Annotated in this window: 14 protein-coding genes; all 14 read right to left on the reverse strand. The window is 37.2% G+C overall.

Translation table 11 applies throughout. The features are described 5' to 3' along the window. Window positions 1-6: 6 nt before the first annotated feature. Entirely contained in the window at window positions 7-2,031 is a 2,025-nt protein-coding gene (locus WG904_RS13295) for a sulfatase-like hydrolase/transferase (RefSeq protein WP_339579812.1), read from the reverse strand. 64 nt (window positions 2,032-2,095) lie between these two features. Beyond that, window positions 2,096-3,751 (reverse strand): LamG-like jellyroll fold domain-containing protein, encoded by a 1,656-nt coding sequence (locus tag WG904_RS13300; protein WP_339579813.1) that lies wholly within the window; start codon window positions 3,749-3,751, stop codon window positions 2,096-2,098. 7 nt (window positions 3,752-3,758) lie between these two features. Then, the gene (locus WG904_RS13305; RefSeq protein WP_339579814.1) at window positions 3,759-5,696 is read right to left on the reverse strand and encodes a M60 family metallopeptidase; all 1,938 of its coding nucleotides are present in this window, start codon (window positions 5,694-5,696) and stop codon (window positions 3,759-3,761) included. Window positions 5,697-5,719: 23 nt separating this feature from the next. Then, entirely contained in the window at window positions 5,720-7,483 is a 1,764-nt protein-coding gene (locus tag WG904_RS13310) for a DUF4983 domain-containing protein (RefSeq protein ID WP_339579815.1), read from the reverse strand. Window positions 7,484-7,500: 17 nt separating this feature from the next. Next, window positions 7,501-9,129, reverse strand: a complete 1,629-nt coding sequence (locus WG904_RS13315) for a DUF5008 domain-containing protein (RefSeq protein ID WP_339579816.1) — start codon at window positions 9,127-9,129, stop codon at window positions 7,501-7,503. Window positions 9,130-9,147: 18 nt separating this feature from the next. Continuing rightward, the gene (locus tag WG904_RS13320) at window positions 9,148-9,930 is read right to left on the reverse strand and encodes a fasciclin domain-containing protein (protein ID WP_339579817.1); all 783 of its coding nucleotides are present in this window, start codon (window positions 9,928-9,930) and stop codon (window positions 9,148-9,150) included. 18 nt (window positions 9,931-9,948) lie between these two features. After that, on the reverse strand, window positions 9,949-11,445 hold the full coding sequence (locus WG904_RS13325; protein WP_339579818.1) for a RagB/SusD family nutrient uptake outer membrane protein: 1,497 nt from the start codon (window positions 11,443-11,445) through the stop codon (window positions 9,949-9,951). Window positions 11,446-11,536: 91 nt separating this feature from the next. Beyond that, window positions 11,537-14,737 (reverse strand): SusC/RagA family TonB-linked outer membrane protein, encoded by a 3,201-nt coding sequence (locus WG904_RS13330; RefSeq protein ID WP_339579819.1) that lies wholly within the window; start codon window positions 14,735-14,737, stop codon window positions 11,537-11,539. A 9-nt stretch (window positions 14,738-14,746) separates the two neighbouring features. Continuing rightward, a complete protein-coding gene (locus WG904_RS13335) occupies window positions 14,747-15,778 on the reverse strand; it encodes a DUF5007 domain-containing protein (protein WP_339579820.1) in 1,032 nt (343 codons plus the stop codon). A 10-nt stretch (window positions 15,779-15,788) separates the two neighbouring features. Then, on the reverse strand, window positions 15,789-16,469 hold the full coding sequence (locus WG904_RS13340; RefSeq protein WP_339579821.1) for a hypothetical protein: 681 nt from the start codon (window positions 16,467-16,469) through the stop codon (window positions 15,789-15,791). Window positions 16,470-16,495: 26 nt separating this feature from the next. Further along, window positions 16,496-18,040, reverse strand: a complete 1,545-nt coding sequence (locus WG904_RS13345) for a RagB/SusD family nutrient uptake outer membrane protein (RefSeq protein ID WP_339579822.1) — start codon at window positions 18,038-18,040, stop codon at window positions 16,496-16,498. A gap of 33 nt (window positions 18,041-18,073) precedes the next feature. Beyond that, entirely contained in the window at window positions 18,074-21,058 is a 2,985-nt protein-coding gene (locus WG904_RS13350) for a SusC/RagA family TonB-linked outer membrane protein (protein ID WP_339579823.1), read from the reverse strand. A gap of 508 nt (window positions 21,059-21,566) precedes the next feature. Further along, window positions 21,567-22,652 carry a phosphotransferase enzyme family protein gene (locus tag WG904_RS13355; protein WP_339579824.1) on the reverse strand — a complete coding sequence of 362 codons (1,086 nt, stop codon included), beginning with the start codon at window positions 22,650-22,652 and terminating at the stop codon, window positions 21,567-21,569. A 49-nt stretch (window positions 22,653-22,701) separates the two neighbouring features. Beyond that, complete coding sequence (locus tag WG904_RS13360) at window positions 22,702-24,039, reverse strand: Gfo/Idh/MocA family protein (protein WP_339579825.1); 1,338 nt, start codon at window positions 24,037-24,039, stop codon at window positions 22,702-22,704. Window positions 24,040-24,252: the final 213 nt, after the last annotated feature.

Below are 24,252 nucleotides of genomic sequence, written 5' to 3' on the forward strand. Positions count from 1 at the left end.
TAAAACTTATTGAAATAAAGCCTTAGCAGGAATTGCTTCTCTAGCAAAATAATCGGCCGACCATTCTAGCAAAACCTCTTTTTTTGAATGGGCGTAAGAGAAAGTAAAAGGATGTAATCCTGCTTTCAGTTTTACCTTACCTTGATTGTCTTTCCCTGTTATGTAGGCAGCATCGATTACACCAATGTGGTGAATTCTTAAAAAGGAGGCTTGATCTGAGGGGCTATAAAATGTATATTCTCCGTCTTTTGGAACATCGATATACCCGGTAATGGTTACTGTTCCTTCCCCTAATAACTCCTTATTTATGGTTCTGAAATCTGGAGACGACTTTTTAATACTGCCTAATGACGGCAAGGTTAGCCACCCAAACTTAGGTTTTTCGGCACTCCAAATTATACCTGGTTTTACACTTTTTGTTATTGAGGGTACAAATTCATTATCATAGGGTCTTATGGCATCGGAGTTTACCCGGCGGCTTTGCAGTACTTCATTTTTCATGTGTGTTTGAAGATCCGGCATCACTGTTGCGAGGTTTTTACGTTGACCAGGGTCTTTAACTACATCGTAGATTTCAAAATCATCTTGTTGATTTTTGATATCATACCTCACTCCAACATATTTACCCGATCTAATTACCTGCATTTGATTGCGTATTCTTTTGCGATGATCTATGGCAAATTCATCGTAGTTTGGACTTTTACCCTCAACAAAATACTCGACATAAACACTAGACTTAGCTGGCTTGCCTTTGCCTATAAGTGAAGGTAAAATCGAAACCCCATCGACACTTAGTGGGGGCTTAACTCCACTAGCATCTAAAAAAGTTGGCAACCAATCGTAGGCCGCATTTGCCGCCTTAATTTTTTTGTTCGCGGCGATATGTCCTTTCCAATAGGCAATAGCAGGCATTCTCAGACCTCCTTCCCAACAATCGCGCTTAATACCATCGAAAGGGCCAAAACTACCAAAAAAATTAGCTTTAAAAGGTGTAGAAAGATATGATTCAATGGAGGGCCCATTGTCAGAAGTGAATACTACCAGTGTATTTTCTTCTATTTTTAAGTCTTTTAATACCTGCATTAAATCTCCAACTGCATCATCAATTCGTCTAACCGAAGTTGCATACCGTTTATAGACATCTGGCCATTGAATTTCTGGAGTTACAGGGTCTTGATCGTCATCGTAAGTGGCATTTGCATAGTCTGGGTGGTAATAGCTGTCTGGCAAATTCGTTGCTGTGTTAATCATTTTGCCCGCTTTCCCTATCCATTGGAGACCTCCATTTAGCCCCTTTCCTTTTGGGTAAGCTTGTGTAGGTAATTCCAATACCGCATGTGGCGTATCGAACGAAATAAAAGCGAAAAAAGGTTGGCTTGCATTCGTCTTCGATTTATCTATTATCCATCGCTTAGCCGAAGCTGTCCACAAATCGGCAGTGTAGCACTTATCCAACTGCTTCGATACCTCGTTGTAATTGTGCCACACTTCTTTTTTACCTCGATATATTCCTTCTTTCGGGTAATGTTCATGTCCATCGGCATGGCGCATGTATCCATAAAAGTAATCAAATCCCCTTTTTAGTGGATGAGAAATCCAAGACGAAGTATCCTTTCCGACACCCTGGAGGCCCCATTTACCAAACAATGCAGTTTGATATCCTAATTTTTTTAACACACCTGGCATGGTATAATTATTTTCAAGCGCCTTGTCGAATTGGTTATCACGAACATTTGCATGTCCTTGATTTTGCCCAAGAAATAAAGAGGCTCGAGACGGCGCACAAACTGGAGCTGCTGCATAATGTTGCATCAACATTGCGCCGCCATTTGCCAATTTATCGAGATTTGGTGTTTGTGTAAAGGGGTGATTACGAATATTTTGACTTTTCCTTAGGTTTTGATAAAAAACGCCAATGTCGCCATAACCAAGATCATCTGTAAGAATGAAAATGATATTTGGTCTTTTCTGTCCAAAAGTTAACAGAGCAACCATGCTAAACACAAATAAAAGTAGTGTTCTTTTCATCATTATAAATGAAAGATAAAAAAAGCTCCCAACATTTTAATGAAGGGAGCTTAAAAAAAGTTAAGGATTACTTCAAAAACTCTATTTCAAATTGGCTTAAGAAGGGATTACCATCAATACCAAACTCTGGTAAAATTTTAACATTCATCCAATACAACATCGTTGCAGATACGGCTGCAGGTGTTAAAATAATAGATTTACCGGTGGCATTTGCATCTACTGTTGTGCCCGCGGGAACACTAGTCCCGATCGAAGGCCAAGAGAAAGGCCCAGACAGGTACATATCATACCCACCAACTGCTTTGTTCGATAATACACCTTCACCACCTTCATCAATGGGCCAAAAACCAATCAAGTTGGCATAATTTGGATGTTGAGTAATATCTTTCAATGCTACATTTGCAGTTACCACTGCAGCATCAAGTGCTACGTTAAAAATACTCAAATTAGCCGCATAAAAATCGGCATCACCCCCTACAGCTCCTATTTTTAATAATTCGGTGGTATTTATATTCTTCGACGCGCTTACATTATAAGAGTTTTTAAAAACGCCATCTACATAGGCAGAAGCTGTTCTTGTTGTTGAATTTACATATTTTACCGTCATAGTTAACGTATGCCACGAACCATCGGCTAATCCGGCAGCAATGCCAAGTTGCTGTTTACCGCCACCACCGTTATTTACACCTCCAAATTCTAAATTCCATTGATTATTTTCTTGCATCCAAAACCAGCCTGTATAGTTTGAAGTGCTTTTTCCCAAAAACTGTGGATAGGTAGATGTTTTATTAAACTTAGTTTGCATTTGAACGGTAAAATCTTTATTATCACCAAAACTGTACAAGCCATTGTCATCTGGTACCGCTGCAATTACAGCTGTAGTTTTAAAGTTAACGGTATTAAAACCAGATTTCTTAACTTCTTGTTCTTTTAAGCTGCTGTTAGACGCGATAATAAACCCAGGTTTAGGATCATCATTACTACCGCCATGATTGGTGGTTACTATAACTAGCCAATTTTCAGATGTATAATTTTTTCGAGCTTTTAAAGCGGCAACCAAATTACCCACATACTCATCGGCCTTTAGCACTGCATTTTTATAGACCGTGTTTGTAGCTAAAAAACCACCCTTCTCACCAGCGGCCTCTACCTCTCTAAAATTAACAATCATAGCACCTAAAGGTGTACTTGTGTTAATGATGTTTATTGCGGAGTCTTTTACCGCTAAATCTGTATTCACTATGGGAGCAAAGTCTACCACTTTTACATAATTTCTTAATTCTGGCCACGAGGTAACCATTGCGGTTTTTACAGATTTATATTGCAAAATATAATCGAAACTATTTCTAAAAACAGCTGGCGATTCATGCGAGTTTTCCCTGGGTGTGGGTTGAAAAGTGTTCTCTTTAATTAAATGTTTACTGTAACTCACTCCGGTAATCATGGTGGCCCAACTGGCCACATCATTTGCAACTTGTCCTCGTAACACATCATAACTATATTTTGATGTTTTTCTTAAGGCCTCTACGTTGGTTGGAGCTATGCTTTTTAGCTCAGAACCTGTTAAGCCATCAATACTGATGATTAACACCTTTCTTTGCGTATTTATGGTCGGCTTAAATTCTTCGAACACAGGTGCTGGATTCTCATATTCTTTACAACCCGTAACTACTATACCCATTAATAAAGCCAATGGGAAAATGCGAATGATTATCTGTTTCATGGTAATTTTAAGGCTTAATTAAATTCATTTCGGCGAATACTACGTATGGATTTTTACTGTACCCATTTTTTATCACCACTTTATAAAACTTAGCATTGATATTCCCGTTGGGGAAAATATATTCGAACCTATTGGCTGTGTTAGGCAAGGTAGTAGTGCCCACACTTGTATAGTTGATGTTATCTTTGCTACTGAAAATCTCTATTTCTTTGGCATCACCAGCACGATTTGTACCTGCACGACCATTAAAATACATGCCTTTAATTGGAATATTTGCCCCAGCACTTAAAATAAAGGTAAAGGGATAGGTTTGGTCAGGTGTTGGACTAGAATAGCGCGAGTGATAATAAGTGGTTAAATTTTCATCAACTAATGCAGCGAAAGAACCTTCCTGCGCCGGAGAACTCACCGATACTACGCTGGTAGTGAAAACGATACTTGCAGTTCCACCAGTTTTAGTTAATGGATTGTAGGTCCAAATCTGTTTGTTCAAAATCGGATATTTTTGCCCTATTTTAGCTTGCGATTGAGGGCTTACCAAAATGCCCCAAGCTTCGAAAAAAGGAATTAAATCTACCTTGCAATATTCTGATAGGTTTTCGTAAACAAAATCGTGTTTATCAAGATCATTATTAGCTAAGCGTTGAGCACTTCGCGCTTCGGTATATAATTTCGTCATCGCATCATAACCATAAAGCTCAAAAATCTGTACAAATGGCGTCATCCGTTTAAATGGGTCGTCCATCGCTGGGTCGCTATCAAAATTTTTAGTTCCTGCTTTACTTGCATAGGCAATAGCCAGTGGAAAACCACTGCTTACCGAAGGATGAAGTGTATTGTAGTTGGCACCAATTCTATTTGCCACCTTAAAACTAAATAAATTGTTAGTGGTTTCCCCTAAGGTACTCCAACTCCAAACATTTCCTTGTTGCATATTATGGCCAAACTCGTGATAAGAGCCCCAAGTACCAACACTACTTTTTAATCGGATAGCACTGGTAAAAGAACTAAACCACTCGGAATCATTAAGACCTACAAAAGGAAATCCGTTATGACCATAACCATTCGTTAACTGGATATCTAATACACCACGCCAAGGGCCTTGTGGACTTCTATCGCTAACATCTAATGCATTATCAGAAAGGCCCATCCAACCATTATAATCTAGATCAAAAACGGTATTCCACAATGAAATAGGTTCCACAATATTAGTTAAGGGTTCTGTAGCATTTGAAAATTGACTTACAATTTTATCTCGCGGAACTAAAAATATCACGCGTTTAGAGCGCAACTCTAACCAAGGTACTTTAGAAGCTAGAACTTTTGCTTTCCAACTTTCGTGCGTGTCTATCCCTAAAATAAAATCTGGAGAAACACATGCACCTGATATCGTAAACTCTACAGGGTCTTTAATCGCAAAAGAAGCATTAATATAAATTGTACCACCATAAATATTTCGCATGTAATTTACACCCGGATACAATTGTTGCCTATTAACAATAATTGGGTCCCGTAACAATGGAACTTTTCCCGTAAGGTTATCGGTATGCCCGCCTATTTGCATACTTAATCCATTTACTCCAGTTGGCACAACTAACTTAATCAATTCGCCTGGAGCAGCATAATATCCTGTACTAAACTGTGGCGTTGGCGCTACAGAAATCCGAAGATTTTCGTTGGTTTGTGGTGTAAAGTTTAGATCTAGCGTAAATTTCTGATTCGTTACCCTAGGTTCTGTTTGATCTACCAAACCTGGAAAGATACGTGCTTTTGCATAGCCCGATCGATCAATATTTGCCATATTCGTATCAACAGTTATACTTTTTTGGTTTTCAGATGCATCATCATAACCATCGTCAACTGCTATTCCATATTTTTTACAAGCTGTAAAACCACTTGCCAAAAGTAAGATGACGATGTAGTTTAAAAATCTGGTCGGTTTCATATTCTTAGTTCTTGTTTTTTAGGTTAGTTGTTACGAACATCTGTATAGGTTGGTCTCCAAATTTTTCCACTCAATTGCCAGCTACTTGGAATAGGTATGCCCATCCATGTATAAATTTGGTAAGGAATATCAACATTATTGATAACTACGCCAAAAGTTGCAGAAGAAAGAAGTGGCGAAATGTTTGGTGAAACATCCGAAAAAATGCTCCAATTCGCTGTACCAATTAAATTCATTGGTGCTGCGTTTCCAGTTACATCGTTAATTTGATTTCCTGACCCCTCATTGCCTCTAAAATATCCGATCAAATTATCATAATATGGATCAGTTGCTGGTGTTAATGGTGTTTTTTTACTATTTTCAATAATATCTGCAGTAGGAATAGCAATGTTATAAACTGCAAACTCCGTAATAAAGCAATCATCATTAGTATATTTTCCAAAAGTTAAAGGCGATGTGGTATTCAAATCTCCATTAAGGGTTAAATTAGGTGTTTGAGCAGGAACTCCATCCACAAACATACTCGCAACGCGGTTAGCACCATTCATATAAAATTTTACAGCAATAGAATGCCATTTCCCATCAGTTATGATTTGCGATGTAGGTCCCTTGGCTTGAGCGTTCCCTGTACTTCCAGCAAAGCTACAGTTGAGACTAATGATACCACCATCATCCTTTATAAAAGCCCAGCCTGGTATTCCTGGAGTTATTCCAGTAGTAACTCCTCTTTTTTGAAGAATTGCTGGATAGTTTCCGTTACCAGCCGTATTATCCCAACGGAGATTAAAACGAATAGTAGCATCTTTGTTTGTCCCTAAATTTAAAAAATTTGGATCGCTCTGCACAGCCGCATTGTTTACATTAAACTTAGGTGCAATGCCTGCATAAGGCAACGCACTAACATCAGGTTTTGGTGTAATTTGGCTTACAAAACGGGGATTATAGAAGATAATAAAGTTATTCCTACTTGGATCGCTATATGCACCTAAATTGGCATCATTAGGATTTACCGGAATAGCACCCCCCTTATTTGATGAAACCACTACCAACCAATCTTCTTTTACAAAATTAGTTCGTTGTTGTAAGGCAGACATGATATTACCAATATAGCTATCTAATTGTGTAATAGCACTTGTATATGAAGTTGTATTATCGGCATAGCCATTTGCAGCACCAGCAATTTCTGCACTATGAAATTGAGCAACAAGAACCGATGCATCTGGTCTTTTTAATTCTTCTATTACGGCATCTTTAACCTTAGCATCATCGTTTTCGAAATTTACTTTAGAACTCGCATCAATGGCCAAATTATCGTTAAAAACCTTGCTAGCTGCAATAGAAACACTTCTTAAGTTTGGCTTAACCTGCTTTAATCTTGTAAAAAGAGAAGGATAAGTAGCAATATCATTTCCAGAGAAATTTTCACTTACCACTTTATGCTTATCGCTAGTTACACCTGTAGTTGCATTTGCCCAAGCACCTGCATTGGTTAATGTATTGGTCTGAAAATCAGAAAGTGCATCATATGCATAAATCGATTTTTTAACCATTTGGGCTAAGGTTGGCGGATTTAAAGCTTTTAATGCGTTACCTCTTACGCCATCCAATATAAGGTAAAGCACTTTACGTTCCTTCAAATTTATAGTTGCCGTATCATTTGGATAGTCGGTTCTTAGTATGTTGGGAAAGTCTTTATTGCAAGAACTGAAGAACAGTACCATTAATAAGCACAATAGCGCTAGGCCATTTATTAATAGTTTTTCTTGCTTTTTAGTTAATTGATTCATATTAATATTTTTAAGTGTTAATTTTTTAGTTCCACTCTTACAATGTTTCCAAATTTCTTATTATCAAAGCGTTGGATGGAGCCAACAAGGATTACAGCAGGATTACCAAATGATGATGTAGTTTCAATAATTTTAAAAACTTGTCCACTAAATTGACCCGTATTATTATAACCAGCTGCTAAAGAGGCGTCAGCATTTAAGACCATAAAGCCTTGGCGGATAACCGAATTGTACGTTTTGAAATTTCCACTAACGATTACTTTACCATTGTTTAACTGTGCAGCGTAAGTAGCTGCACCCGATGCCATAGTACCAAATTTGAATGAATTGTCTAAACTTCCATCGGCATTAAGCAGGGCTACACCTTTCATCGAATTACCATTATAAGTTGTAAATGAGCCTGTAATTAAAATCCTATCCGTTGCAGCATTGTAGGTAACTGAAGTAATGTTATTATCGGCTCCAGTTCCGGCCTTAAACGTTTGATCTACACTTCCATCCAAATTAATGCGTACAATACGGTTTGCAGGCGTCCCATTAAAAGTAGAAAAGGCACCCACTAAAACCAATTTACCATCAGCTTGCTGAAAAGCATCGGTAATTTCGCCATTACCTGCTGGCGGACTTTGCTTCGTAGCTTTATCATAATGGAACGTCGAATCCATGGCCCCATCAAATTTCATGCAAACCATTTGTTTCATTCGGGTTACATCATAAACTTTGGTATCGTAAGTTGAACGATCGTAAAATACCCTTACATAATTTTCAAACCTTCCAACGGCATATATTCGATCATTAAAGACAAAAGATTTTCTGATAGCACCTGCAACCCCTCCGTTAAAAGTTGGTACAGTGTCTTTATTTTTTTTGAAATCATTTGGTGTGGGGTTGATCACATCAATTATGGTACTATCTAACGTCCCATCACTATTTAGCGTAGCAATACTGTTAATATTAATTCGTTTTCCGCGTGACGAATTAAAGCTGGAAAAGAAGCCAGAAATTAAAAATTTACCATTGGTTAAGCGATTAACACTATTAATTGAGCCCAAAGCACCCTTTCCAAAATTTAACGAGGTTGCATACGCACCTTGGGTGGTTATTTGTGCAATTGCGCCTATTGGTACTTTCACATTTCCTTTATTATCGAAGTTATCGAATGCCCCAGTAACTAAGTAATTTGCATTTGGTAAGCGTAGAATATCAAAAATTGTAGCGTTAGAACCTACAGTCGCTAAAAAAGAATCATCTGCGCTTACTTTCCCCTCTATTCTTAACAATGGGCCAAAAAAAGTTTGCCCCTCACTAATAACAGACATTCCTCCACTGCTTGCATCATTAGGAACTTTAATTCTTGCCGTGCTATCTGTAAAAGCTACTACTGTTGCTTCTACCTCGTTAATATAGAACTTGTACTTGTTCTCAAACTTCTTTAAGCCCCTGATGCTCACATTAACCTCGCTACCTGGTGCAGCAGCTTCGGGGTCCGGTAAACCCGCACCAAACTTAATGCCTAGGGGTTGCTTGCCCCCTTCGTAAGGATTTTCTCCGATAATTTCTTTTTTACAAGAATATAATCCAAGCACTAATAAGGCTAATAATAATTTACCTAAGTGCACTTTCTGTTTATGTAGTATATGATTCATATCAATTTCGTAATAAGATTAGGGTGTTGGAGGTAAAATACCATCTGCAATTACTTTATCAATAAATGTTCTTGTGTTGAAGCCAAAATTATGTTTGCTTATTAATAAGCCTCCGCTAAATACATTTTGTGCCAGTACATGAACAATCCCATTGGTTGGTGCAATATCCGACGATGAAACTGGGATATTTAGCAAGTTCAATGTCGGATTTGAAAAATCTGGAATGTAGGATAAGTACAGCTGACGGTATCCAGCATATTTTACAAATGTTTTTGGACTTCCATCCGCATTTCTCGCCGTTACCGCATCATTAAATAGTACACCAATATTCATTGTTCTACCCGCATATGAAGTATAACCTTGACCAGGAAAAGCAGCGAAAGCAATGGTATCTAACTGTGGATAATCTTTTAGGCGATTAACCCCTTTAAAGATGTACATGGATAGGGCCTCTTTCCATGTTTCAGGTCTAATTTGCTCTAATTTAGCTACGGTATCTTTTCCACTTCTTCGCAAATCGGCATTTAATGCCTTTAATGATTTATAAATGGCTGAACTCGTTGGGGCAAAAAATGTGATCTGTTCCTTTTCAAAAACATCGTCCATTCCTGCAATATTTATTACCCTAGTTAAGGTATCAAAGTAGGCAGGCTTTGATTTTAGGTAAGCAAGTATACTTCCATTAAAGTTGGGATTGGTAGTACCTGTATCAATAAAATATTCATCTCTTTTACAAGAAGTAATGATACTAAAGCCAATTAATACAAATATGGCTAATTTTAAAGTTGTTTTATACATCATATGATTACTAAGTAAAAATTATCTCCAATAGTTATTTAAAGTCATGTTAGGATTATTGGTTAATGCCACTGGATCTATTGGCCATGTCCATGCACCTGCATTGAAATCGGTAACCGTCATAGGAAACTTACAAAAGTTAGCATCTGTTATCCTTTTGGTTCTCACCAGATCATAGAAATAGTGGCCCTCACCCATCAATTCCCTTACGCGTTCGTAATAGATGTCGTCTTTCAAATTATCTCCTGTAGAGGTAATTGGTGTTGCATTGGCCCTATCCCTAACTTTGTTCAAATAACGTTTAGCTTCGATATCCGAATCTCGGTTTGCATTTGCTTCTGCAGCTAATAAATAGGCATCAGAAAGTCTGAAGATGATAATGTCGTCATCGTTTAAGATGTTTAATCCTTCGGCATACACATTTGCAAATTTCTTAAACTGGAACGTGCCGTTGTTCACAGTTCTGTTTTCGAACCAAGCATCTTTTCTACCATCGGGAATACCATCTGAATACACTTTATTTAGCCATTCTTTATCATAATAAGCTAAACTATTTGTATTGGTAACTGTCCCTTTTAATGGATAATGGCTTAATAAGTAACTAAGGTTAGAAAACGACGATAATTTTTCTCCGTTATTTGCATTTTGAAAAACTTCGAATAAACTTTCTTTGGTACGACCTTTAAAGATTGCTTTATATTGCTCATTATCATAAGGCAATAAACGGTAGTCTGTTGTTGTTTCTATTTCCTTTCCTAAGCTAATTACCGCATCATAATAGGCTTTTTTGTTGGCCTCTGTTTGATCAAATCCGGCAGCCCACATGTTCATGTGCATTAATAAGGCAATAGCACCTCCGCGCATGGCCCTAACACCTACTAAAGCAGGATCCGCATACGTCCACGGTAAATCCTCTTTAACAGCTTCCATATCTGCGATGCAGTTTCTTAATACCGTAACCATTGGAGTTCTAGGCAATTTTTCTTCACTAAAACCCTTGGTATAGTAAGGCACATCGCCAAACAACCGTACCATCATAAAATACGATAGGTTACGCATAAATACAGCTTCAGCCTTATACCGCTTGCGTTCATTTTCTGACAATGCAGTAGCTGGTACTTCATCTATTTTAGTATATAAAATATTGGCCGCAGCCACCACATCAAAAAACTCTTTCCAACGGGTGTTGGTTCTAAATACATAATTTGAAGACCATTGCCCATCAGCAGATAAACTTCTTAAGTTGTTTGTAGCCATTAACGATACATAGTTTCCTGCTGAAACATTAATTAAGGGGGCACTACGCATATCGGCTACCTGAGCAAATCCACTACCTTGTCCAACTTTTGCCCTAAAACGAGCATACAAACCATTTGTAAAGGCTTCGACATCGGCTTTAGTTTGCCAAAAATTATTTCCAGACAAATTATCTACCGGTACAATATTCAAAAATTTTTTGCAACTCATGGTAGCAATAGTTACCATCGCAAATATTAGGATATAAGTATATTTTTTCATTAGTATATATTTGTTTTTAAAAGGCATGAAAGTATCATGAGCCTTATTGTTTTTACTGGTATACTCATGATGGTTTTCATCATCATCTTAATTAAAACTCTACATTTAAGCTAAGTGTATATGTTCTTGGATTGGGATAAATAGACCCACTATCTCTACCCAAATCACTCACACTTTCTGGACTAGTACCCGAGTAATTCGTAATCATAAATACATTACTAGCTGTACCCCCAATTACCACTCTATTCATTCCAAATCTGCTTGTAAATTTTTGATTCAGGGTGTAGCCTAAAGACACATAACCCAATTTAAAATAAGAGCCATCTTCTTGGAATAAGGTCTGATTGGTTCGGTAAGGATTAACAATGCTAGATCTTAAATAATCATAAGGATTAGGATAAGTAGCAATTTGTCCAGTTCTTGTCCAAATATCATACGCATCAAGCGGTACAACACCAGTTGGATTGATGGCATAAACACCTTGTAAAGCTAAAGGATTGTTGAAAGAAGAAAACTGAGACGCCAGTGAGTTATTTAGCACATCTCTTCCAATTACATAGTTTCCTTGAACTTGCATGGTAAAGTTCTTATAACGGAAATCCATCGTTACACCTCCGTTAAAACGAGCTTGAGAGTTACCTGCTGCTACCAAATCTCTTTCATCTAGCACATAATCGCCGTTCAAATCCGTAAAGCGTGGATCGCCAGCTTTAAAATAACCTAAAGTTGAGTTGTTTGCACCTGAACGGTACCTTAAACCTGTAGAAGGATCAACAGGCACTTCAGCATTACTCGCGTAAACACCTTTAGTGTTATAAATGTAATTGGTTAAACTATTCTGTCCTAAGCGGTACAGTATAGATTGACCAGTGGTTGGATCAACATAAATAAACTCTCTAACTCCATCAGGCAAATGGGCTAAATAATCATTGTTAATTGCTCCGTTCACACTTATATTCCATTGAAAAGGTTTTGAAGGAGCGAAAATCCTCGCAGTTAACGTTGCCTCATAGCCAATGTTTACAACACTAATTTCATTGGTTTTAATATTAGTAAACGAGCTGATATTAGCTAATGGCTTCTCTCTTAATTGATTATCAATCTGCTTATAATAAGCTTCAAAAGTTCCGAATAAACGGTTGTTTAAAATACCAAATTCAAAAGCACCATTATAGGTGGTATTCTGTGTAGGCAATAAATTCGAATTCGGCAAAGTGGTCAAATTCATCACAACCGTTGGTGAACCATTGTAAATCGAGCCGTTAACATATTTCCCATATACGTCGTAGATATTTCCTTGTGGTTGCAATACCGTACCATAGCTTAATTTAATGGAGGCGCTATTAAACCAACTCTTCCATTTTTCGGTAAATGCTTCATTTTGCAAATTCCATCTTATACCAATCGATGGACTTTTAATGTAACCCGCTTCAGGTCCATTACTTGAACTTCTATCTGCACGATATGAGGCATCAAGTACATACCTACGCTTATAATTATAGCTAAAGTTACCAGCAAAGGCGGCCGACCTAAATTGGTCGAAATTGTTTAAGGTCCCCCCAAGCGAAGTAAGGTAATCATCAACCCCTACAATTGGCCCTCTTAGATAATCGTTAACTACCTTATTATTTTGGATAACGTCTGCCTTAAAGTTTCTTGAATCTAGCTCCGTAAAAGCATATGCACTGAAATTGTGTGCATCTTCGCCAGAACCATCCTTTAAGCTAAAATAGTAAGCCAATAAATTTCTATTGTATATGGTATTTTTTACACTGTTGAAGGTATAAAGCGATGCTGCATTTCCATTAATAGTTGAGGGTAAAAAGTTCTCTTCCACACCCGTATTGAACGTATAATTAAAATTAGAGGTTAAGCTAAACCCTGGTAGAAATTCATACTTCAGTTCTGTTGTGGTATTTAGTTCAGTGGTTTTATTATCATTATCGGTAGTTACGGCACCCAATACACTGTTTACAGCAGAAAATAAGGAGGGTGATGGTAATAAAGTAGAGGCTTGTCCACCTGTAGCCACGCCCGTGTTTAATAATCCATTGCCACTACCCTTCTGGTTCTTGCCTAAAGTTCCATTTATAGTGGTGTACAATTTGAACTTACTGCTTGGCATATATTGCATGTTCATTCTCAAGTTTGATCTCGTAAAACCTGTATTTTCCTGAATACCATTTTGATCGAAATAACCGAAGTTTACCTTGTAGTTAAAAGACTGATCGCCTCCATCTATACTTAGGTTATGACTTTGGTTAAATGTTGACCTAAAGAAGTAAGATTGCCAATCGGTTGAATTATTGTAATAAGCATTTAAGCTATCGGCCAAATACGGTGTTGCCCCTAATAACGCCAAGGCACGGTAATAACTGGTATCACTTTGCATAATTTGCGCCATACGCATATCACGTTCGCCTTTCCCACCAATAACTTGACGTAACTTAGGTGGGGTGCTTAAGAAAAATTGTGTATTATATCGAATTACTGGAATTTTTGAGTTACCTCTTTTAGTGGTGATTAAAATAACCCCATATGCACCTCTAGACCCATATAATGATGTCGCAGAAGCATCTTTTAACACTTCGATACTTTCTACATCTTGTTGTGGAATTAATGAAATCGGACTAATTCCTGGGCCGGCAGATTGAAATCCATACTGAAAATTGCCGCTATCATCAATCGGTACACCATCTACTACAAATAATGGTGAAGTAGATTGTAAAAATGCACCATCCCCAGACCCTGTTACGTTAATGTTAGACAAACCACGCATGGCGATAGAACCCCGCATACCCGGAGAACCTGTATTTTGTTGGATGTTTAATCCCGCTACCTTTCCTTGTAACATATCAGTAATGCTTGCTACCGGAACCGCTTGTAAATCTTTACCTGAAATCTTTACACTAGACCCAACAGATACTTCCTTCGATTTAGCGACATAACCCTGGATGGTAATTTCCTTTAATTGGTTTTGATCAGCTTCCATCAGTACGGTTAACTTTGTTTTGCCCGTAACGCTCATGGTTACCGGTTTAAAGCCAACGTAACGGAATTCCAATACTGCATTTTCGGGTACCACAACAGAAAAAGACCCATCTGGCTTTGTAGCGCCAATAACAGTTCTGTTATAGAAAATGTTCACATTTGGTATCCCGCCTGTATTATCAGCAACCGTACCGGTTACCGTTTTCTTTTGCTGTGCTTTTAAATTTTGACTGATGCCTAAAAACAGACATAAAAAAGCCATTATATAAAAATATCTCATGTTAGATAATTTAGTTTTCATTTGATTCTATTAATCGTTGATGAATTTAGGACGCTCTGTTTTAAACCAAAAAATGATTTCCCAGTCCCCTTTTTCATAAATAGCATAGTCTAGACTTAAGATTCCTGTTTCTTTAATGTTTCCAAAACCTTGTCTTTCATACTTAAATGTTGATCTTGCTCTTAAACCACTACCAATTGTATATTTAGTAGGATAAGCTGCTAAAGGAATGGGATAGGCAACTTTGTAGGTTACTTTTTCGTTATCCTTTACCATATCGAAACCGTGCACCAAGGTAGACCATTGCGTGGCGTTGAACTTATCAGGATTAATAGGATTAAATAAGGTATCGACAAATTTAAACGTCAACGAATTACCAGCATCGCTCTTTTTATTGAACAAAACCACAATATCTGCCTGAGATGCCGATAAAAATCTGCCAGTTCGCTCGCCTCTTATGTTACTAAAGTTTGGCGTAGTTCCTAAAGAAGAAGCTTGGCCATTAGTTGCATTAATAGCTGAAGGTTCGAATGCACGCTCTTTAAAAGGACGAAGCTTAAAGTCTTTGAAGTATTTACGACCACCTGAGTTTGACACCTCTACATCAAACACATAACCTGAATCGGGTTGCGCTTTAACGAAACTAGAATTTGCCTTGGCCCACATTACAAACTGACCAGAATGTTCACGGATTTCGAATAGTTGATGATTTTCAATAGTCCGTTTTGCTTCGATTTCGGCGATCGATTTCTCTGTACCATCATATGCTGATTTCCAAACTTGAACTGGGAAAAAATCGGTTAGTTCAGGTGCTACTTCTCCAGTAAACCTCCGCATGTTTACAATTTTAAAATTTAGTGGAATTGATGATGATCCAATATTAAAATTATCAGCAAATAAGCTATTTCTTCCTAAAACGGGCTGATATTGCTTGGTGGTAAATTGCATATCATTAGCTAATGATAAACGCACATCGGGTATATTGTCTTTACAGGCTGTGATGAGCAATGTGATGCCGACGATCACCACTGTAAGAAATGATAAAATTTTGTTTCTTTTCATTGTTTTCATCTTATTTATTAACCCTAACTACAAATTCATTAAAGCCATAATCATGTAATGGCGCCAAAATATTTACAATGGCATTTTTTGTTTTAATGTTTACCGCATTGGTACTAGCATTCTCCCAATTTTTTTCAAAAATTGACCCTTTTGGGTCACTATAAATGATAGATTGAGGCCCACCCCCAACAAAACCCGATGCATTTAATTTATTATATTGGATGTGCATTGGGTAGGCATAATTAATACTGAGTAAGTTTAAACCATCTGCAAAAGGGGCGTAACTATCGGTAGTTCTAATTCCTCTAAGGATGTATCTGGATGTGAGTGTATCAAGCTCTGCTAAATCACAATCCTTTAAATACATTGCTTCTTTTCCTTGCGCTTTGCGCTCGATGTTCAGGTTTTTAATCGCGGCCTGAAAACTTTGGTTGGTTGGTGCAAAAACAGTTATATCTTTTGTACTCAACGAATCTTTCAAATCAGGCAAACGATTCAAGACAAATAATAGCGAATCGAAGGTGTTTTTCTGTGCCTCTAAATATTGTAAAGCAGTACCGTCGTATTCTTTAATTGAATTCTCATAATCGTGATAGATTGAATCTTTTTCACAAGCGGTAAGCACTGAAATAAAAATTAACAGCAGTGTTAATGATTTTAAGTAGCCTTTTATATTTTTATATATCATCATGTTATAATTAAAAAATATCTTGGTAATTAATTCCAGTATGGATTTTGTTTAATGGTAGGATTAGCGTCTAAAATGTCTTTAGATACTGGCCAGTAAATTCCTCCATTGTTTAGCAAGGCATTAAATGCTGGATTATTCTTTTTAATCCGATTAAGTCTAACTAAATCGTACCATCTCCAGCCCTCTCCCATTAGCTCTCTTCTGCGCTCGGCAAATATGGCGTCCATCACATCAGCTGTTGATGACGACAAGAAGGGTGCAGTTCCTCTTAAGCCCGAAGCACGGTTAAGATTGGCAATTGCTTCGTCTCTTTGTCCCAACACCGCAAGTGCCTCAGCTCTTAATAAGGTTACCTCTTCGTACCGTGTAAATAATACAGCAGAAGTAAATAAGGAGAAGTTTCCACTAATTTGAGCACTACCTATACATTTTATCTTACTGAAGATGGGTTGCTCTGAACTATAATTAGTGAAGTAATTCTTCCGGTATAGCTTAGTCAGTGGGTCGATACTAAATCTTAAGTCGTTTAAGTCTGTAAATGCTTTACGAATAGTATCTTTTGGAACGTAAATTTCTGGATTAGCTTTTAAAATTAACGGGGCAGCCAAAGTTAATTGCTCTAAGTGGCCATTAGCGGTTGCCTCGCCATTACCGTATTCAAATCCAAATCCGACAATTTGAACAGCACGTTTAAAGGCAAATGGACTATAACCGTTTACATTTTCTGTTAACTCATCAACGCTAATGTATTTTACGCCAAAACTGCCGTCACCATTTAAGCCAGTAATATTATCTAAGAAGTATTTAGTATAAACTTCACAATCCAAATAGTTTTCCTGCCAAGCTGCAATGTGAGCCAATACTGCGTATGCAGATAATTTGGTAAATAATACACCGTTCCAAGTTGGCCACGTTGCACCGTAGTATATACCTGGAAAAATTGGATCAGAACCGCCATATCTAAAAGGCAAAACTTTGGCCGCTAGCAACAATTCTGAAGTAGCATAGGCCAGCACCTTTTCTTTTGAAGTACGAGGATGTGTAGAAAAATCACCATCGTGAGAGGTAATCAGCAAAGGAACATCACCCCATATCCGCACCATATAAAAGTAGGCAAATGCTCTCAATGCTCTCGCTTGCGCTACATCTACCTGATTATTAATGGGTGTGTATCTGGGATCGTTGGCTACGATTTCTCTTGATCGCTCGATAAATAAACTGGCAGAATTGATTACGGAATAGAATCTTTTCCAATTGCTTACCCTTTCAATTACGGGATAAGATGCATTTAATTGACCATCGATAATCGCCTTTAAATCTGATCTACCTGTTGAGGTGAAATCACCTTGACGTAAATCGCCCATAAGCCAATGCGTGTTATCTGCCACCATAGCGGTACGCATTAACGTGTATATACCAATTAAGCTACCTTTCGCATCTTCATAATTCTTCCAATTATTTTCCTCTGCGGCTAAGCTATTGGGTTGTACCTCCAATACTTTTTTACAAGAAAAACCTATGGTGGTAAACAAAACTGCTAGGAATGCCAGCAAAAATTTGTTGAATTTCATGTTATTGTTTTTTGTCATCATTATGTTCCCCTCCTATAAATCTAATTTTAAACCAATGGTATAGGTTCTGGCAATAGGCAAGCTGGTACCATTATAATATCCAGTGTAATTAATTAGCTCTGGATCAGTGCCAGAAAAATTAGTAATGGTAAATAAATTGCTGCCTGTTACATACAGATATGCTTTTCTGAAGCCCATTTTGGCATTGCTAATGAACTTCGCTTTAGATAAATCGTAGCCTAAGGTTACCGATCTCAGTTTAACATAAGATGCATTCTCTAAAAATAAATCTTGATCTGCTCGGTATGGGATTACATCACTCCAAACATTATAAATAGGGTAGCTTTTCAAGTTCTCGCTGGTTTGCCACGAGGTTACCTCTTTGATGGAGTTGATATCATTTGCCGACTCACGATTAGCAAAATCATATCTGCTGGCATCAAATTGATTGATCGCTTTTTGCCCTAAAGCAAAGAAAATATGAAAGTTTAATTCAAAATTTTTGTATTTGAAATCATTTATCCATCCACCAATAACCTTTGGTAACCTATCGCCCGTAAACTGTTTGTCTGCATTGGTGATATTATAATCACCATTATAATCTATCCATCGTGGATCGCCCTTTTTAAGCGTTAAGCCATTAAATGATAATTTTTGACCGTTTTTCGGATTTGTAGGCACTTCTGCATCGGTATTATAGATTCCATTATTTGTATACAACCAATAACTCCCTGATGATTCCCCTACCTTTAATTTATTATCGCCAATAACTAACTCATTTAAACCATCTGGAAGAGCCTTTAATTGATTATGATTATAATTAAGATTCAAGCCAGAATTCCAGTTCAATGCTTTCTCGCTGGCTATCACATTTGCATTCAAGGTTAGGTCAACTCCGGTGTTACTAATATCCATTCCATTTTTGTAAATGCTAGCGTATCCACTTTCGCCAGAAACAGGAATGTTTAAGAGTTGATTTTTATCGTCTTTTTTATACAAGGTAAGGGCAGCATTTAATCTATTATTAAACATCGTTGCCGAAGCATTAAGATTCAACCTATCTGCATAAGGCAAGGTTACCCCATATCCAACCCACCCGGTATTATAGGGGCGTGTAATCCCTTGAAAACCTCCAAAAGTTGGAATTGTTGGCTCTTCATACCATCCATATTCCGATCGGTATTGCGGACCTGCTCCAAACCGATCTGCAATAAATAGTTTAGCCACCCTAGACCATGAAGCCCCTATGCTTAATTGGTTAAATAATTTACTGCTTGTTAAAAATTGGTTTTTCAGGTTCCAATCGGCACTAAATGCAGGTGTGGTTAGCCATCTGTTGTCGGGCTGACCGTTAGACGAACCATCTCTCCTCACTACAGCGCCAACGGTTAATATATTCTTGTATTTGTATTTGGCCGAGCCATAGAAAGACATTAATCCATTGCTGGTTCTGTCGGTATATCTAAAAAGATAAAAATTATTGATGGCATTTAGGTATCCGCTTTTGCTAGAATTTCCTTCAACTACGTTAATCTTAATAAAATCACTGTTGCCATCATAACCTCTCGCGTAATTGTATTTATAAGTATCGCCCTGAACAGCTTGCCCCACTTCAAAATCAAACGTATTATCCTTATTTAGTTCATAATCATAATTCAACCTGTTGTTTAATCCAAAACGTTGATTGTATCCAAAATAACCCGACACGTAGTTAATATCATCCATTAATGTAGTTGGATAAAAGGCATCTCTTATCCCTTCGTTGTAATCAAATACTACCGCAGTATTAAAATTTAATTTGGGAGTTAACTGAAAATTTAATGATAATGAGCCGTTCAATAAATTGTTGCGATTATCATCCACCACTTTACTATATTCATTTAAAAATAGCTGATAGTTATCCTTATTTGGTGAAAGTGGATTTACAAAATCTGGCAAATATCGTACTTCGGCATATCGATCTCTTAAGCTTTTGTTTCTTGCCCTATCCATGCGCGATGCATTTAAAAAACTTGAAACGGTAAGCCATTTGAAGGGCATCATATTGATATTGAAAAACGCATTGTATTTGGTTAACGATGTTTCATCTGCATTCCCTGCATTCTTTGTTCCAGATCCATAAAACCTAAAATTTGCTTTCTCAGTTCCGCCTGTAATTCCTAGGTCGGTAGAAAAAATCGGTGTATTTTGGTAATACAAGTCATTCCAATTCGATTTTCCAAAATAATCTAAATTGGTAGAATCTCTTAAATAGGAAGCATAATTATTCAAATTTGCTTGTGAAGCATATTTTTGGTAGAAAGGTTGCCGAAATTGATTTTCAAATACACCATTCACAGTATTAGCACCATTTGCTTGTACCATACCGAAATAAGAGTTGAAGCTAATTTCTCTTAAACCGCTTTTAGCTGCTTTAGTGGTAATCCAAATGGCACCATTCGCAGCGTTGGGTCCAAGTTTAGCAAGGGATACGGGATCTTTGATTACTTCTATTGAAGCAATGTTATCGATATCAACATTCGCCAATAAATTGGTTGCTGGACCTATTCTGTTATAATCGTATTTTTGCACATCATACGCAAAAGGATGCTCCTGTACCAAATACACCCCATTAATAAATACAGCTGGTTGTAAGGTGTAAATGTCTTTCTTGTTGAAGATCGGAGTTGAAGCTCCTTGAATAATCATACTTTGTTCGCTGCCAGGTTCTCCGGTAGTTTCTTGAACATATAAACCTGAAACATTACCTTTTAATACTTGCTGTAGTGATAAATTAGGGATATTTCTTGAAGTGGAAACGTTAATTGAATCACGATTCCCTTTGAAACGAGCGCTAGCCCGAATACTGCGGCCGATTGAATCTTTTGTAGAGCTGTCGGCTTTTGTCGGTTCTTGCTGAAACATCAAAATGTTTACATTGAGCGCAATTTTTGAATCTACGTAATTGCCATGGTTTGCTTTGGATGCAATTGCAAAAAACAGTAAGAAACAAAAAATGGCAGGAATTTTTTTGTCCATTTTTGATTTTTTTAAGTTGACTGGTTAATATCTGTTAGAATTTGAGACGAAGCTGGCTTCGTAGAAGGATTTGATAACTATTCGCCTCAAGGGATACTGAGTAATGGTTTTTTCATATTTGGTTGTTTAGTTTAAAATTTTAAGTGGTTATTTGATTGAAGTAAATTTACATGCTAATTACATCCGTGCTTCAATTTACACCGCGCAAACGTTTGTGCTATACTTAATACAAATGTATTTTTGAATACGTTGATTGAAAGAAAAAGAAGGCCAGGCCTTAGTTCAAACTCGAAAAAGCTTATTTTGAGCGCAAAAAAACTATCTGCTATGGTTCAAATAGTTACCAACCAAAACCATGAATTTCATCAGTATTGCAAAACCACAAATATTCACGCAAACGTTTGTTAAATACACTTATTTTTTCTTTGCAATTGCAGCCACTAAGCACAAAAAAAGCCCACTAACGTGGGCTCTTGTTAAAGTGAATAGTAATCAGCGTTTTTGAAGATTATTTAGAATGTGACAGTAAGTTGTTGTGAAATCTCCAACTATGTACGATAGTTTCAAATACTTCTTCGCTATCGATGTACCGATTAAGAAGGACTATTTGGTTGTTGGCTCGGTTTAAATTGTGGTTTGGTCCAGATACCCGGTAATAGATATCACCGTTCAGAAAATCGGTAATGAAACGTAAGGCCTGCATAAAAATCATGAACTTTCCACTATAAATAAAAAGTTCCTTTTCCGAATTTTCTAGAACATCGTCCATTTCCTCCATATAGCCTTTATAGATTGCCGCAAAAATTTCAGGACGAATTTTAATGTCATTAATTACAGTATCTTCTTCATTCGTAGGCGAAAGATATGTTCTCATCATGTCGCCAACATCACTTATAAAATACCCTGGCATTACTGTATCGAGGTCGATTACACAAATCCCATCCCCATTCGAGGTGTTTAAAAGTACGTTATTTATCTTTGTATCATGATGAATTACGCGCAGGTTCAATTTATTTTGCTTTATAATTTCATCAAAATCAGCAGCAATATCCATATGCCTATCGATTTCTTCAATGGCCCATTGTGCACTTTTTTTTCGCTCAGCACTTGCAGCAAGTAAGGCATCTTGATATTGTGCAATCCGAAATGGAAGGTTATGAAAATCTTTTATAGAGATATTTAATCGTAAAGGATCATATCCATTAAGCAGCTTAGTAAATTTACCAAATTGTTTCGCTGCATGATAAGCCTGTTCAGCATGTTCAACCTCATTAATGGTAGTTGAATCTGAAACAAAAGGAAAAAGACGGTAAACACTATTGCCTATTTCATAAACGGGTTCCCCATCTTTAGTAGCAATAGGTCCAATAAATAGATATTTTGGAGCTACCCTATCAAGGTATTGCTTAATCATAACCATATTTGCGGAAATGTCTCTGGGGTTCGAAAAAACATCAGTATTCACTTTCTGAAGAATAAATTCTCCTTCTGTTCCCGAAACTTTCCATGTACTATTAATCAATCCATTTCCGAATTGTGTGTATTTAGCAGCTTTTCCATCCAATCCAAACCCCTCCAATACTTGCTCTATCATTTAATTAAGCTAAAAATTTTAAAAAAATTTATATTCATGAATCCTACTGTTAAAAACCACTATCATCTAGTGCAAAAATATTCTTTCTTTCTTTCCACTTTCCTTTTGTAAAATCAGGGAATTTTTGAGGCATATTTCCTTCCTTCAACGATTTGGTAGAAAGCGGAGTAATTACACTCATGGTAACTGAGTCATATACATCAATTGGAGTTTGCTTTTTAAGTTTTACAGCTTGAATAAATCCATTAAATACAAACCAATCCATACCTCCGTGACCCGCACCAAGTGCATCTTTTTCATATTTCTTCCAGAGTGGATGATCGTATTTTTCGAACCAAGTATTAGCGGCTTCCCATTGATCGTTTCCTTTACCTTTTTTTTCTATATAGATTGACTTATTAACGTCCATCCAAATTCCATTCGTTCCTTGCACTCTAAAACCAAGTGAATAAGGCCGCGGAAGGTGCGTATCGTGACTAAGCATTACGGTTTCGCCATTTGCGCAATTAATAAGTGTGGTAGTTACATCGCCGTTTTTATAATTTATTTTTGCATTCGGATGGCCTGGAGCTAAGTCTTCAATATAAGAGGATAGACCTCTAGCTTTTGAACTAAACGATACTAGATTAGTAAAGCGGTTACCACGATTAATGTTTGCGTATTGCATAATTGGCCCTGCTCCATGTGTGGGATAAATGTCCCCATCTTGTTCAATGTTAAACTGAGTTCTCCATTGCGCCTCACTGTAGGCATTAGGTCCATACTCTACGCCTCCTTTACCATTAAACAATACACCTCTTAAGTTATGTTGATAGCCGCCCTCAAAATGAACTAGTTCTCCAAAAATACCCTGCCTAACCATGTTTAATGCTGCCATAACATCTCTACGGTAACACACATTCTCGAGCGTCATGTAGGGAACTCCAGTTTTTTCGGAAGTATTTACAATATCCCAGTGATCTTGCAGGGTTAAGCCAGCAATTACTTCGCAACCTACATATTTACCCGCATTCATAGCATCAATAGCTTGCGCTTTATGAAATTGCCAAGGTGTTGATATAATTACGGCATCTATATCTTTCCGTTCGAGCAGTCTTTTGTAGGCATCTACCCCCCCAGTGTATTCTACCGCTACCGGCCTATTTTTCTTTGCAATAAAATTTCTACAATTACTTAGTGAACGCTCTTGCGTATCACAAATCGCAACGATTTCTACATCATCTCTAAGTGTACCGGCCGATATATGGCTCATACCTCTGGCCCCTACCCCAATATAACCAACTCTTACTTTCGTTTGATCACTTTTCGCAAATAACGATCCCTCGGGCAATATGGTAATTCCTGCCACTGCCACTGCGGTATTTTTAATAAATTCTCTTCGTTCCAATGTTTTATTTTCTATTTGGTTAATGGATTTAATTCTTTCTCGTTTTTCGAAAATACATACAGTTTAATCTCCGAGAAGAAAATAGGAAGGGTAAATATTACACAAACGTTTGCGCTGAATCCGGCAACTATATCGTTAAATTCCACTCCTTTATATTTCTAATTTAGCCAAAACATACTAAATATAGACCAAACAAAATCATTAATTAAACAA

It is taken from the genome of Pedobacter anseongensis (assembly GCF_037482965.1).
Lineage (GTDB): Bacteria > Bacteroidota > Bacteroidia > Sphingobacteriales > Sphingobacteriaceae > Pedobacter > Pedobacter anseongensis.